General features: G+C 71.7%; 13 protein-coding genes. 6 read left to right on the top strand and 7 right to left on the bottom strand.

The features are described 5' to 3' along the window. Positions 1 to 227 precede the first annotated feature (227 nt). The 5 genes from ACN28A_RS30930 to ACN28A_RS30910 are packed head-to-tail and all read left to right on the top strand — an operon-like array spanning position 228 to position 6,077. The gene (locus ACN28A_RS30930; protein WP_421401243.1) at positions 228 to 1,898 is read left to right on the top strand and encodes an ABC transporter substrate-binding protein; all 1,671 of its coding nucleotides are present in this window, start codon (positions 228 to 230) and stop codon (positions 1,896 to 1,898) included. 9 nt (positions 1,899 to 1,907) lie between these two features. Further along, positions 1,908 to 2,891 (top strand): ABC transporter permease, encoded by a 984-nt coding sequence (locus ACN28A_RS30925; RefSeq protein WP_421401242.1) that lies wholly within the window; start codon positions 1,908 to 1,910, stop codon positions 2,889 to 2,891. Next, positions 2,891 to 3,814 (top strand): ABC transporter permease, encoded by a 924-nt coding sequence (locus ACN28A_RS30920; protein WP_421401240.1) that lies wholly within the window; start codon positions 2,891 to 2,893, stop codon positions 3,812 to 3,814. Before ACN28A_RS30925 ends, ACN28A_RS30920 begins: the two co-directional genes overlap by 1 nt. Next, the gene (locus ACN28A_RS30915; protein ID WP_421401237.1) at positions 3,811 to 5,094 is read left to right on the top strand and encodes an ABC transporter ATP-binding protein; all 1,284 of its coding nucleotides are present in this window, start codon (positions 3,811 to 3,813) and stop codon (positions 5,092 to 5,094) included. Before ACN28A_RS30920 ends, ACN28A_RS30915 begins: the two co-directional genes overlap by 4 nt. After that, on the top strand, positions 5,091 to 6,077 hold the full coding sequence (locus ACN28A_RS30910) for an ABC transporter ATP-binding protein (protein ID WP_421401235.1): 987 nt from the start codon (positions 5,091 to 5,093) through the stop codon (positions 6,075 to 6,077). Before ACN28A_RS30915 ends, ACN28A_RS30910 begins: the two co-directional genes overlap by 4 nt. 91 nt (positions 6,078 to 6,168) lie before the next feature. Here the strand turns inward: ACN28A_RS30910 and ACN28A_RS30905 are convergent, their stop codons facing one another. Then, positions 6,169 to 6,804 (bottom strand): carbonic anhydrase, encoded by a 636-nt coding sequence (locus tag ACN28A_RS30905; protein ID WP_421401232.1) that lies wholly within the window; start codon positions 6,802 to 6,804, stop codon positions 6,169 to 6,171. A gap of 285 nt (positions 6,805 to 7,089) precedes the next feature. Between ACN28A_RS30905 and mgrA the strand changes: the two genes are divergently transcribed. After that, positions 7,090 to 8,091 carry an L-glyceraldehyde 3-phosphate reductase gene (mgrA, locus tag ACN28A_RS30900; protein WP_421401231.1) on the top strand — a complete coding sequence of 334 codons (1,002 nt, stop codon included), beginning with the start codon at positions 7,090 to 7,092 and terminating at the stop codon, positions 8,089 to 8,091. A gap of 210 nt (positions 8,092 to 8,301) precedes the next feature. On the opposite strand, the gene ACN28A_RS30895 is transcribed toward mgrA, so the two are convergent. The 6 genes from ACN28A_RS30895 to ACN28A_RS30870 all read right to left on the bottom strand — a co-directional run bounded on the left by ACN28A_RS30895 (position 8,302) and on the right by ACN28A_RS30870 (position 13,241). Next, entirely contained in the window at positions 8,302 to 9,024 is a 723-nt protein-coding gene (locus ACN28A_RS30895; RefSeq protein WP_421401228.1) for a DivIVA domain-containing protein, read from the bottom strand. Continuing rightward, complete coding sequence (locus tag ACN28A_RS30890; protein WP_421401225.1) at positions 9,021 to 10,199, bottom strand: globin domain-containing protein; 1,179 nt, start codon at positions 10,197 to 10,199, stop codon at positions 9,021 to 9,023. The genes ACN28A_RS30895 and ACN28A_RS30890 overlap by 4 nt, the downstream gene beginning before the upstream one ends. A gap of 2 nt (positions 10,200 to 10,201) precedes the next feature. Continuing rightward, on the bottom strand, positions 10,202 to 10,645 hold the full coding sequence (locus ACN28A_RS30885) for a group I truncated hemoglobin (protein WP_421401222.1): 444 nt from the start codon (positions 10,643 to 10,645) through the stop codon (positions 10,202 to 10,204). 456 nt (positions 10,646 to 11,101) lie between these two features. Next, positions 11,102 to 11,836 (bottom strand): SanA/YdcF family protein, encoded by a 735-nt coding sequence (locus tag ACN28A_RS30880; RefSeq protein ID WP_421401219.1) that lies wholly within the window; start codon positions 11,834 to 11,836, stop codon positions 11,102 to 11,104. Between the two features lie 80 nt (positions 11,837 to 11,916). Then, on the bottom strand, positions 11,917 to 12,555 hold the full coding sequence (locus ACN28A_RS30875) for a MerR family transcriptional regulator (protein ID WP_421401216.1): 639 nt from the start codon (positions 12,553 to 12,555) through the stop codon (positions 11,917 to 11,919). 221 nt (positions 12,556 to 12,776) lie between these two features. Then, entirely contained in the window at positions 12,777 to 13,241 is a 465-nt protein-coding gene (locus tag ACN28A_RS30870; protein ID WP_278061591.1) for a bifunctional nuclease family protein, read from the bottom strand. Positions 13,242 to 13,405 lie beyond the last annotated feature (164 nt).

Raw genomic sequence — 13,405 nt, 5'->3', positions numbered from 1 at the left:
CCGGATCCCGGCCCGACCAGTTGGCAGAACCGGTTAAGTCCCCCTCTCTGCCGGTCCGGTCGCGCCGGTACGACGGTTCGAGGACGCAGGTCCGGGCCGGCGCTGGGAATCGGGTTGCGATCGTCGATCGTCTATTGACTCTGAACCGGTTCGGTGTTGTCATCGATGCTCACCGACCCGGACTCCGGGTGGCAACCGGTCCGAAATCTCCGTTCCCGGGAGGCATCATGCGCCCCACCCTCGCCCGCCGGCTGCTCGCCGGGCTGGCCACGGCGACGCTGGCGGTCGGCGCCGCCGGCTGCGGAGACGACGGTGACCGGTCCACCGACGCCGAGGGCAGGATCATCAACGTCTTCTCGGGGGCGAACGCCGGATTCGTGCCGAACTTCAACCCGTTCTCCCAGAACAGCGTCGCCGGCACGATGAGCGTGCTCTACGAGCCGCTGCTCTACTTCAACGGCGCCCGGGTCGACGACGTGCAACCGCTGCTCGCCACCGAGTACAGGTTCGCCGACGACGGCCGCCGGCTCGACCTGACCATCCGGGAGGGGGTGCGGTGGAGCGACGGCAAGCCGTTCTCGGCCGAGGACGTCGCCTTCACCTTCAACCTGCTGCGGGACCACCCGAAGATCAACCAGAACGGGCTGCCGATCGTCGAGGCGGTCGCGGCCGACCCGACGCACGCCTCGATCACCTTCAGCCAGGGCGTCTACACCCGGCTCAACCTGATCGCCGGGCGGATCTGGATCGTGCCGAAGCACATCTGGTCGACCGTCGCCGACCCGGCCGCCTTCACGAACTCCAAGCCGGTCGGGACGGGTGCGTTCACGCTGGCCTCGTTCAGCCAGCAGAACTACGTCTTCGAACGGAACCCGAACTACTGGGAGGCCGGCAAGCCGAAGATCAGGGGGCTGCGGTTCCATCAGTTCGCCAGCGCGGACAGCGCGATCGCGGCGCTCGCCGCCGGCCAGATCGACTGGGCCGGCTCGTTCATCGCCGACATCGACAAGCAGTACGTCAGCAAGGACCCGGAACACAACAGGTACATCAACGAGTCGCAGCTCTACCTGACGAACCTGATCCCGAACCTGGACCGGGCGCCGTTCGACAGCGTCGCGGTGCGCCGGGCGATAAGCCTCGCCCTGGACCGCGCGCAGATCATCAAGCTGGCCTTCTCCGGGTACGGCAGGGAGGCCAGCCCGGCCCAGCTGCCCCGGCCGCTCTGGGACGACTACATCAAACCGGAGTACCAGGACCGGAAGCTGGAGTTCGACCCGGCCCGGGCCGAGCAGACGCTGCGGGCCGACGGCTGGGCCAAGGGCGCCGACGGGATCTACGCCAAGGCCGGCCGGCGGCTCTCCTTCACGGTCAAGGTCGTGCAGGGCTACAACGACTACATCTCCGCGCTCCAGATCATGACCCAGTCGCTGAAGGCGGTCGGCATCGAAATGAAGACCCAGGAGGTCTCCTTCACCGCCTTCTCCACCGACCAGCAGACCGGCGACTTCGAAATGATCATCACGAACCTGTACAGCGAGGGGACCGCGTACTCCTGGTACAGCCGGGCGTTCTCCAGCAAGCGGACCGCGCCGCTGGGCCAGCAGGCCGGCTCCAACTACGGCCGGTTCCGCGACCCGGGAGTCGACGCCGCGCTGGCGGCGATCGAGAGCACCCCACCGGAGGCGCGGGACGCGATCCGGGAACAACTGTTCAAGATCCAGGACGTGATCGTGGAGCGGCTGCCGTACATCCCGTTGCAGCAGTCCGCGTCGCTGATCGAGTACCGCACCGAGCACATCGGCAACTTCCCCACCGAGGAGAACCACTACGCGCTGACCACCCCGTACAACGGGCCGGACATGGGGATCGTGGCCAAGAACCTCACCCCGGCCGGCTGAGCCGCCCCGATGCGCTACCTGCGGCGCAAGGCGCTGTTCTACCTGGTCGCGGTCTGGGCGGCGGTCACCCTGAACTTCCTGATCCCCCGGCTGATCAAGGGCAACCCGGTCGACGCCGTACTGGCCAAGACCCAGAACATGACCCCGATGTCACCGGAGGCCCGGCACGCCCTCGAACTCCAGTTCGGGGTGAGCGACGACCCGCTGTGGCAGCAGTACCTCGGCTACCTCGGCAACCTGCTGCGCGGCGAGTTCGGGCTCTCGGTCGCCTACTACCCGACCCCGGTGTCGACGGTGCTCAGCCAGAGCCTGCCGTGGACGGTGGTGATGGTCGGCCTCGCCACCGTGCTCAGCGTGCTGCTCGGGCTCACCCTCGGCATGCTCGCCGGCTGGCGGCGCGGCACCTGGCTGGACGCGCTGGTGCCGACCACCACCTTCCTGGCCGCCATCCCGTACTTCTGGCTCGCCCTGGTGCTGCTCTGGCTGCTCGCCGGGACCCTCGGCTGGTTTCCGCTGAACAGCGGCTACAGCTACGAGACCACCATCGGGTTCAACTGGCCGTTCCTGCGCAGCGCGGCCTACCACGGCGTCCTGCCGGCCGCCTCGATCGTGCTCGCCTCGGTCGCCGGCTGGCTGCTCGGGATGCGCAACATGATGGTCTCCACGATGGGCGAGGACTACGTGCTGACCGCCGAGGCCAAGGGACTGCGGCCGCGCCGGATCATGCTCCAGTACGCGGCCCGCAACGCCGTACTGCCCAGCGTGGCCGGGTTCGCCATCACCCTCGGCTTCGTGGTCAGCGGCTCCATCGCGACCGAGATCGTCTTCTCCTATCCCGGCGTCGGGATGAACCTGGTCGCCGCCGTCGCCAACGCCGACTACCCGCTGCTGCAGGGCATCTTCCTGGTCATCTCGCTGGCCGTGCTCGGCGCCAACTTCGTCGTCGACCTGCTCTACGCGGTGATCGACCCGCGTACCCGGCAGGCCGGCTGATGGCGACCGTCGAGACCCGGCACGACGTGACCGGGAACGTCGTACCCGGGGTGGTGGTGCCGACCCGGCGGCCCCGCTGGCGCGGCCTGCTGCGCTCCCGCAAGCTCGCCGCCGGGCTCGCCATCGTCGGCTTCTTCACAGTGGTCGCCGTGCTCGGGCCGCTGCTGGTCGACGACCCGAACCGGGTCAGCGACGACCGGCTGCTCGCCCCCTCCGGCACCCACCCGCTCGGCACCACCACCACCGGGCAGGACGTCCTCCGGCAACTCGTCGTCGCCACCCGCGCCTCGATGCTTGTCGGATTCGTCGTCGGGCTGCTCGCCACCGTCGTCTCGGTCCTCGTCGGCGTCCTCGGCGGCTACGCCGGCGGGCACGCCGACGAGAGCCTCTCCCTGGTCAGCAACGTCTTCCTGGTGCTGCCCGGGCTGCCGCTGGTGGTCCTGATCACCGACTACGTGCAGACCCGGGGAGCGCTCGCGATCGCCCTGATCGTCTCGATCACCGCCTGGGCCGGCTCGGCCCGGGTACTGCGCGCCCAGACCCTGTCGCTGCGCTCCCGCGACTACGTCGACGCCGCCCGGGTCAGCGGCGAACCCGGCTGGCGGATCGTCACCTTCGAGATCCTGCCGAACCTGCTGCCGCTGATCGCCGCCCAGTTCGTCTTCGCGGTCATCGGCGGCATCCTCACCGAGGCGGCCCTGGCCTTCCTCGGCCTCGGCGGCGCCGGCTCGTGGGGCACGATGCTCTACTTCGCGCAGAACTCGCAGGCGCTGTCCCAGGGCGCCTGGTGGTGGTTCGTGCCGCCCGGCCTCTGCATCGCGCTTGTCGGCGCCGGCCTCGCCCTGATCAACTTCAGTCTGGACGAGCTGATCAACCCGAGGCTGCGGGTGCCCCGCCGCCCCCGACCGACCGGACCGGCATGACCTCCGGGCCCACCACCGCGAACGGCACCGACGTGGTGCTGTCGGTCCGGGACCTGAGCGTCGTCTACGACGGCGCCGACCCGGTCCGGGCGGTCCGCGACGTCAGCTTCGACCTGGCCCGCGGCGAGGTGCTCGGGATCGCCGGCGAGAGCGGCTGCGGCAAGTCCAGCCTCGCCTACGCGATCACCCGGCTGCTCAGGCCACCCGGCCGGCTCGCCGCCGGAGAGGTCGTCTTCCACCCCGCCGACGGCCCACCGGTGGACCTGTCGGCCCTGCACGGCGAGGAGCTGCGCAGGTTCCGCTGGAACCGGGTCGCGATGGTCTTCCAGGGGGCGATGAACGCCCTGAACCCGGTGCTGTCGGTACGCCGCCAGCTCGCCGACGTCTTCACCGCGCACCGCCCCGGCCTGCGCCGAGCCGAACGGGACCGACGCTGCCGGGAACTGCTCGACCTGGTCGGGATCGGCCCGGAACGGCTCTCGGCGTATCCGCACGAACTCTCCGGCGGGATGCGCCAGCGGGTGCTGATCGCGATGGCGATGGCGCTCCGCCCCGACGTGGTGGTACTCGACGAGCCGACCACCGCACTCGACGTGGTGGTGCAGCGCGACATCCTGACCGAGATCGACCGGCTCCGGGCCCGGTTCGGCTTCGCCGTCGTCTTCATCACCCACGACCTGTCCCTGCTGCTGGAGGTCAGCGACCGGCTCGCCGTCATGTACGGCGGCCGGATCGTCGAGTACGGCCGCGCCGCCGACCTGCACAGCTCGGCAGCCCACCCGTACACGGTCGGGCTGCTGCGCTCCTTTCCCCGGCTGCGCGGCGAACGGACGGTGCTGCACGGCATCCCCGGCAGCCCGCCGGACCTGTCCCGACCGATCACCGGCTGCACCTTCACCGCCCGCTGCCCGTACGTCTTCGACGCCTGCCACCGGGTCGACCCGCCACTGCTGGCCGCCCCGGCCGGCCGGGCCGCCTGCCTGCACCACGACCCGACGCTGCGCCCGGACGGCCCACCGGCGGCGCTGCTGGCCGGCCGGTTCGACCCGACCGAGCTGCTGGCCGGCCGGTCCGAGCCCGCCGACGCGACCGCACGGCCCGCCGAGCGCGGCGGCGCGGAAGGCGGGCCAACCCGGCCGGAGCGGGCGGGTACCGACCAGGCGACCCGTCCGGGTACCGACCAGGCGGCCGGTCCGGACGGCGGCGCCGGGGAACACCACCGGCCCGGACCACCGCCGCCGGACACCGGACCGGCCCCCGAGGCAGGTGCCGGCCGATGACCACGCTGACGGTCAGCCACCTGAGCAAACACTTCGCGCTCCGGGACGGGCGGCACCGCCGCACCCTGCGGGCGGTCGACGACGTCTCCTTCGAACTGCGCTCCGGGCAGACGGTGGCGCTGGTCGGCGAGAGCGGCAGCGGAAAGTCGACGATCGCCCGGATGCTGGTCCGGCTGACCCGGCCGACCGCCGGCGAGATCCGGCTCGACGGCATCCCGCTCGGCGACGGCCGTCGGGCGGTCCACCGCTACCGCCGGGACGTGCAGATGGTCTTCCAGGACCCGTTCGGGTCGCTGAACCCGGCACACACCGTGGAATACCACCTGCGCCGGCCGCTGCGCCTGCACGGGGTCGCCCGGACCGCCGCCGACACCCGGGCGGCCGTGCACGAGCTGCTGGCCCGGGTCAACCTCACCCCGGCCGGGCAGGTCGCCCGGCGGCTGCCGCACGAACTCTCCGGCGGGCAGCGGCAGCGGGTGGCGATCGCCCGCGCCCTGGCACCCCGGCCCCGGATCCTGCTCGCCGACGAGCCGGTGTCGATGCTCGACGTCTCCATCCGGCTGGAGATCCTCAACCTGGTCGACCGGCTCAAGCGGGAAGAGGAACTGGCCGTCCTGTACGTCACCCACGACCTCGCCACCGCCCGCTACTTCGCGACGTCGATCATGGTGTTGTACCGGGGACAGCTGGTCGAGTCCGGCCCGGCCGACGAGGTGATCCTGCGCCCCGCGCACCCGTACACCCGGCTGCTGGCGTCGGCGGCTCCGGACCCGGGCCGCCCCCGCACCGCCGCCCCGGGCGGGCTGCGGGCGCTGCGCGGCGGGCAGCAGCCGGCCACCGACGACGCCGGCTGCCTGTTCCGGGACCGCTGCCCGGCCGCGATGGAGATCTGCCGTACCGAGGTGCCGGAGTTCCCGGTCGGCACCGGGCAGACGGCCCGCTGCTGGCTGTACCGGCCCGACGCCGGCCCGGCACCCGGGTGACGGCGGCGTCCCGCCCACCGCTCCGGCACCCGGACGGCGGCGGACCCGAACGGTGCTGCCGGCCGTCGGCGGCCGTCCCGCCGAGCCGCGCTCAGCCGCCGGTCGGGGCCGCTCCGGGCACCGTCACCGAAACCCGGCCGTCGGCCAGCTGGTAGGACATGCCGACCACGTCGCAGCGGCCGGCGGCGACCGCGTCGGCGAGTTCGGTGTCCGGCCGGGTGAGCTGGTCGACGGTGTGCCGGATGTGGATCGCGGTGATCCCGGCGTCGTCGGTGACCTGCCGCGCCTGGGCTTCCTCGACGCTCGGGTTGACCCGCTCGACGATCGCGCCCAGGTTCCGGCCCGGCAGCCGGGCACCGTCCCGGGCCGCCCGGGTCGCCTGGATCGCCCCGCAGCTGTCGTGGCCGAGGACGACGACGAGCGGCGCCCCGAGCACCACCACCCCGTACTCGATGCTCGCCGTCACCTCCGGTCCGACGATGTGCCCGGCGGTGCGGACCACGAACAGGTCACCGAGGCCACGATCGAAGATGATCTCGGCGGCGAGGCGGGAGTCGGAGCAGCCGAACACCACCGCGAACGGTCGCTGCGCGGCGGCCACCACCGCACGGTGCTCGGCGTCCTGGTGCGGGTGGATCCGGGTACCGGCGACGAACCGCTCGTTGCCGGCGAGCAGCTCGTCGAGCGCCTCGCCGGGCGTGGCCGGCCGGTGGTCCAGGTATGCCATGACGTCCCCTTTGCGACGGCACCACCGCAGGTGGTGAAGCGAGGTCGGCGCCTTCGGCGACCCGGTTGCGTACCGATCAGATACCACGGATGACCCGCACCGTCCCACCCGTACGGCGCCGACCGTGATCGACGGAACACCGCCGCGGGTGGCCCGGCCGGGTGGTGCACCGGCGCACACCAAGGCTACGGGCCGGTCGCCGGCCGGGCCGGCTGCGACGCGGCCGCGGCACGCCGGGCCGGGTGCGCCGCCTGCGGCCGGGCGGCGGGAAGATCCAATAGGCTGGTGGTCGTGACCTACCTCGCCGCGGACGACCGCTACGACTCGATGACCTACCGCCGGGCGGGCCGCAGCGGCCTGCGACTGCCCGCCGTCTCGCTCGGCCTGTGGCACAACTTCGGTGACGAGCGGCCGTGGCAGCGGCAGCGGGAGATCTGCCGTCGGGCGTTCGATCTCGGGGTCACGCACTTCGACCTGGCCAACAACTACGGCCCACCACCCGGCTCGGCCGAGGCGAACTTCGGCCGGATCCTCACCGCCGACCTCGCCCCGTACCGCGACGAGCTTGTCGTCTCCACCAAGGCCGGCTACCACATGTGGCCCGGCCCGTACGGCGAATGGGGGTCCCGCAAGTACCTGGTCTCGTCGCTGGACCAGTCGCTGCGCCGGATGGGCCTCGACTACGTCGACATCTTCTACCACCACCGGCCCGACCCGGACACTCCGCTGGAAGAGACGATGGGGGCGCTGGACGCGGTCGTCCGGGCCGGCAAGGCCCTCTACGTCGGGCTGTCCAACTACAACTCGGAGCAGACCCGGCAGGCCGCCGCGATCCTGGAACGGCTCGGTACGCCGCTGCTGATCTCGCAGCCGTCGTACTCGATGCTCAACCGGTGGATCGAGGCGGACGGACTGCTCGACACCCTCGACGAGGTCGGCGCCGGCTGCATCGCCTACAGCCCGCTGGCCCAGGGTGTGCTCACCGACCGCTACCTCGACGGCATCCCGGCCGACTCCCGGATCCGCACCAGCGTCTTTCTCGACGAGAGCGACCTCGACGAGTCCACCATGACGACCGTACGGGGACTGAACGGCGTCGCCGAGCGGCGCGGCCAGTCGCTGGCCCAGCTCGCCCTCGCCTGGGCGCTCCGGGATCCCCGGATGACCAGCCTGGTCATCGGTGCGAGCAGTGTCGCCCAGTTGGAGACGAACGTCGCCGCGCTGGACAACCTGACCCTCACCGACAGCGAACTCACCGAGATCGGCGGGCACCTCGGCGCCGGCTGAGCAGACCGCCCCGGGGCGGGGAGGCTCCGGGAGATCATCGACGAGGCGCCCACCGCGGATCGGTTGGGACAGCATCGGCTACCTACACCACCACAGTGGCGCATTTCGGTGCGCGGTCGACGCGTACCCGCGGGCGGTGGTGACCGCCCACGGCGGGCGGTCACCGGCCCGCCCGGTCACGCCGACGGACCGGGTCAGGACCCACACCCGTCAGTGACGCGACTGCTCCGGACGCGGCGTCAGCGCCTGCCGGACCACACCCCCGGGCGCCGTGGCGCCGTTACCGTTCCCCGAACCCACCTCACGGGCGATCCGGTCCATGGTGCGGGCCAGATGCTCACTGCCGTCGTCGAGATGCCGGGCCGCCGCCTGCATGTGCGAGATCATCATCTCGCCGAAGATCCGCAACGCCTCCCGGGTCGCGACCGTGTCGTCGAAACTCGACCCGGCCGACGCCCGGTACTCCTGCACCGCCCGCTCCGCCTCGCCGCGGGCCTCCTCGGCCGCCGCCCGCAGATAGTTCTCGTACTGCACCCGGGCGTACTCGGCGACCCGGCGGGCGTAGTCGTGCGCCTGGGCGATGATCTGCTCCGCCTCCCGCTGCGCCGCCGACAGCAGGTTGACCTCCTTCGCCCCCGGCAACTGCGGCCGGTTGCCGGCACTGGGCAGCACCCCGTGCCGGTGCAGCTCCACATGGTCGTTCAGCCGCTGGTTCTCCGCCCGCAGATCCGCCACCTGCGTCGCCAACAGGTCCAACTCGTCGGCCACCTGGTGCCGGAACCGGTCGACGTCCCGCTCGTCGAAACCACGCCGGGTGAACGACGCCGCCGAGAACTCCCACCGCCGGACCCGGTCCGAGGTGATCCGCACCCGGGGACTCGGACCCGACAGCGCCGTGGCGCGGTCGTACTCGCTAATCGGGCTCGCGCTCACTGGGTACCTCCGTCTGCCGGCCGCTGCTCCTGCAGCCCGCCGATCCGCCGACCGGGCGAATACCACTGCCCGCCCGGCGCCTCGTAGTGCAGCTGCCCGGCGTGGTAGCCCGCCTGCGCCAGCGTGCCGACCGCCCCCGACACCATCGGATCGGACCCGCAGACGTAGACGTGCCGGTTGCGCCAGTCACCGTCGGCGAGGGCGCGATCCACCACCTGGACGAACTCTCCGGGACGTGCCGGGTCGGCGTTGACCACGTACGTCACCCGCAACCATGGGTACGACGCCACCAGCTTCTCGGTCGCGTCGACGTCGTAGAACTCGGTACGGGACCGGGCGCCGACGTACGCGTCGACCCGCCGACCGCCGCCCTCGGCCGCCACCTGCTCCACAAGCGCCTTCAACGGCGCCCAGCCGGTCCCGTTCGCCAGCAGCAGCAGGTCCCCGCCGCCGGACGCCTGCCGCAACGTCAGCCGCTCCCCCACCGGGGCCGCCAGATGCACCTGGTCACCGACACTCGTGCCGTACACCAGCCGGGAACTCACCGCCCCGCCCGGTGCCGCCCGCACGTGCAACTCGAGCGTGCCGTCGGTCCGGGGCGCGTTCCCGGGCGAGTAGTACCGCCACGCCCGGGTCGCCGGACTCGACACCCCGACCGACTGCCCCGCCTCGAACGGCAGCAGATACTGCGGACGCAGCGTCAGCACCGCGATGTCGAACGTCCGCGGCTCGTGCGCGACGATCTCGCCGACCCACCACGGCGGACTGACGTTCTCCGCCGCCGACGCGCCGTCCGTCATCACCTTCGCGACCAGCCCGTACGCCGCCGTCCAGTCCTGGGCCAGCTCCTCGGTCCACTGCTCACCGAGGAAGTGCGCCAGGGTGGCCAGCAGCGCCTCCCCGACCGCCGGATAGTGCTCCGGCCGGACCGCGAACTTGCGGTGGTCGGCGCCGAGCGAGGTGAGGAAGCCGACCAGGTGTTCCACCTGGTCCACGTTGGACACGATGTGCCCGAGCGCGGTGACCAGCCGGTCCCGCTGGCCGGCCATGTTCGTCGGGAACATCTGCCGGACGTCCGGATGCGCCAGGAAGAGCGTCGAGTAGAAGTAGAGCGGCACCTGGTCGCCGTGTGCGGCGACCAGGTGCCAACTCTGCTTGAGACGAGCGACGTCCACGGTCAGACGCCCGCCGAGGTGCCGCTCGACACCACCTGGTCACGCACCGCGCCCAGCGTCGCCCGTACGTCGTCCAGGATGTCCTCCGGCACGCCGAGCCCGACCAGGGTGTCGATCAGATGCGCACCGACCCGGGCGTAGTGCTCGTCCGGGATGTTCAACGGCTGGTGCGCCTCGGCCAGGCCCCGACCGGCGTAGTTGTTCGGCCCGCCGAGCACCACGGTCAGCATCAGCACCATGTGCCGGCGCTGCTCCTCCATGTTCACCGAGGTGAAGTAACCGGCCAGCTCGGGGTCGGCGAGCACCCGGTCGTAGAACAGCCGCACGGCCGCCTTGACCGACTCCGCCCCGCCGATCCGCTCGTAGTGCGAAGGGCTGGGAGCCGACCCATTGGTCGTGGCGCCGTCCGCGGGGGACGACCCGGCGCTGTCATGTGGATCCGTCACGGTCTTCCTTCCGGCGCGAGAGGGATCGCGCGGCGTGAGGGGGCGAAACACCGACTGTGCCGCCCGGCGGGCGGACGGCCGCCGGGTGACACTGGGTGGGGACACTACCGCGCCCAGCCGTTCCGTGTCATCCAACCCGAATCGGTGTCATCCATACCCAACCGGCCCGACAGTCATCGATCTCGATTCGATCCGGACCATCATCCCCATCGGACGCCACGCCGGCCACCCCGGTCACGCTCAGCGACCACCGACACCCGGCAACGCATTCTGGTCGCCCGGCCCCCGCCGGAGCACCGCCCAGTCGTCGCGGACGCCACCGGCTTCCGGCTGCTGCGCGGAAACCTGCCACACGACAACCGGCGTCCGCCACGCGTCCGCCCGCCGGCACGGGGCGTCGAGGGGAGGCGCTGACCGTCGAGGCGTCGACCCGTCGACGTCGTCAATCCGTCGACGTCAACCCGTCAACGCGTCCCGGATCCCCGGCTCCGGCGGCCCCAGGAAGACCGGATCCCGCCGGCTGAACACGTCGTAGACCGCCTTCACCGCCGCGAAGTGCTCCCGGAAACCGCCCCACCGCCAAGCCCGCTCGAACCGGCGTACCGAATCGTCACCGACACCCACCGCGTCGAGGCCGACCCGCCGGCAGACCGTCACCGCCCGCTCGATGTGGAAGCTCTGGGTGACCACAATGGTCCGCTCCACCCCGAAGACCCGACGGGCCCGCGAACACGAGTCGTAGGTGTCGAACCCGGCATGGTCCTGGACCACCAGCCGGGCCGGCACACCGTGCCGCACCAGCCAGCGACTCATTGCCCCCGGCTCGTCGTACGCCCAGCTCCCGTGGTCGCCGGAGACCAGGATCGCCCGGACCTTCCCCGCGTCCAGCAACTCCTTGGCCAATCCGAGCCGGGCGGCCAGGAACGGCGACGGGGTACCGTCCGGATACACCTGGGCGCCGAGCACCAGCGCCACCGGCGCCGCCGGGACGTCGGCCACCGCGAAGACGTGCTCCCGCGCCGACTGCCGCACCCAGACCACGCTGCCGACCACCGCCACCGGCACCAGCAGCAACCCGACCAGCGCCCCGCCCAGAACTCCGAACAGAAGACGACGACGACGCCTGCGACGCGCGGCGAACCGACCCGGCTGCGGGGACCCGGACGACTCCGGTGACGGACCAGACGGCATGCCGCCCATTATGCGACAAGGATCATGAGCCCCGGCGGACGGCGACCGCGACACCGGCCCGCGACGCGGTGCTGGAAGACTCAGCCCGCGCGACGGCGGGCCCGACGGGCCGCCAACTCGTCGCCGGCCCGCACACCGGCGGGCTCCGAAGCCTCCCCGGCCAGCGGAGTCTCCCCGGCCGGCTCCGCCGGCAGATGCGACAGCGAGCCCTGGACCTCCTTGAACGCCCCGCCGATCGCGATCCCGAACACCCCCTGCCCGCCCTGCAACAGGTCGACGACCTCCTCCGGAGACCGGCACTCGTACACCGTCGTCCCGTCCGAGATCAGCGTGATGCCGGCCAGGTCCGCCACCCCACGCGACCGCAGCGCGTCGATCGCCCGCCGAATGTTCTGCAACGAGACCCCGGCGTCCAGCAGCCGCTTGACCACCTTCAGCACCACCAGGTCCCGGAACGAGTAGAGCCGCTGCGTCCCCGACCCGGAGGCGTCCCGCACACTCGGCACCACCAGCGAGGTACGCGCCCAGTAGTCCAACTGCCGGTAGCTGATCCCGACCGCGTGGCAGGCGGCCACACCCCGGTAGCCGACCGAACCGTCCTGCGCCGACGCCCCGTCGACCGGGTCGTCCTCCGGCACCCGAGCAGGCCCGTCGACGTGCGGCTGACCCGTACCCTGGAGACTCGACGTACCCGGATCAGGGCCCTGGAGCTCATGCATCGGACAACCTCCCCGCCCGTGCGGTGACACGTCGTTTACGCCGACGTCCACCCCTCGACAGGCCAACCCTATAGCCCGGCTGAAGGGTTACCCCGCAGGAAATGCCGCGACACGCCGCACTCGGGGATCACCGCAGGGTTACCCCACGGCCCATCGATCGTTACCCGACTACCCGACGACAACCGGCGCGGCGCGGGCCGCCAGCCCGCGCACCGGCACCCTCAGCCGGCGAAGTCCTCCGGGCGGACCTGCTCCAGGAACTCCCGGAACTTCTCCACCTCGTCCTCCTGCTCGTCCGGGATGATGATCCCGGCCTCGGTGAGCACCTGCTCCGCGCAACGGATCGGCGCACCCACCCGCAGGGCCAACGCGATCGAGTCCGACGGCCGGGCAGACACCCGCAGACCGTCCCCGATCAGCAGATCGGCGTAGAAGACGTTCTCCTTCAACTCCACGATCTCCACCGCCCGCAGCGGCGCCTGCACCGCGGCGAGGATGTCCCGGAGCAGATCGTGGGTCAACGGCCGGGCCGGCTTGACCCCCTGCTGCTCGTAGGCGATCGCGGTAGCCTCCACCGCCCCGATCCAGATCGGCAGATAACGGTCGCCCTCGACCTCTCTGAGCAGGACGATCGGCTGGTTCGTGGGTAGCTCCACCCGAACCCCGACCACGCTCAGCTCGCGCACCGCCGCCTCCGTGTCGCCGTCGTCTTCGCCACCACCGTCCCTGCGGCGGCCGATGCTACCCGCCGCCGGGGGCGGTATGCCCCTTCCCTGCACGGTACACGGGCTCGGATAACCCCGTCCCACCCGCGCCGCCCGCATCCGCACCACACGGGTTACCCCGGGAA

The sequence above is a fragment of the Plantactinospora sp. WMMB782 genome, from assembly GCF_049179135.1.
In the GTDB taxonomy this organism is placed as follows: Bacteria; Actinomycetota; Actinomycetes; order Mycobacteriales; family Micromonosporaceae; genus Plantactinospora.
The sequence above is the reverse complement of the archived record's forward strand: the minus strand, read 5'-3'. Positions and strand labels throughout refer to the sequence as shown.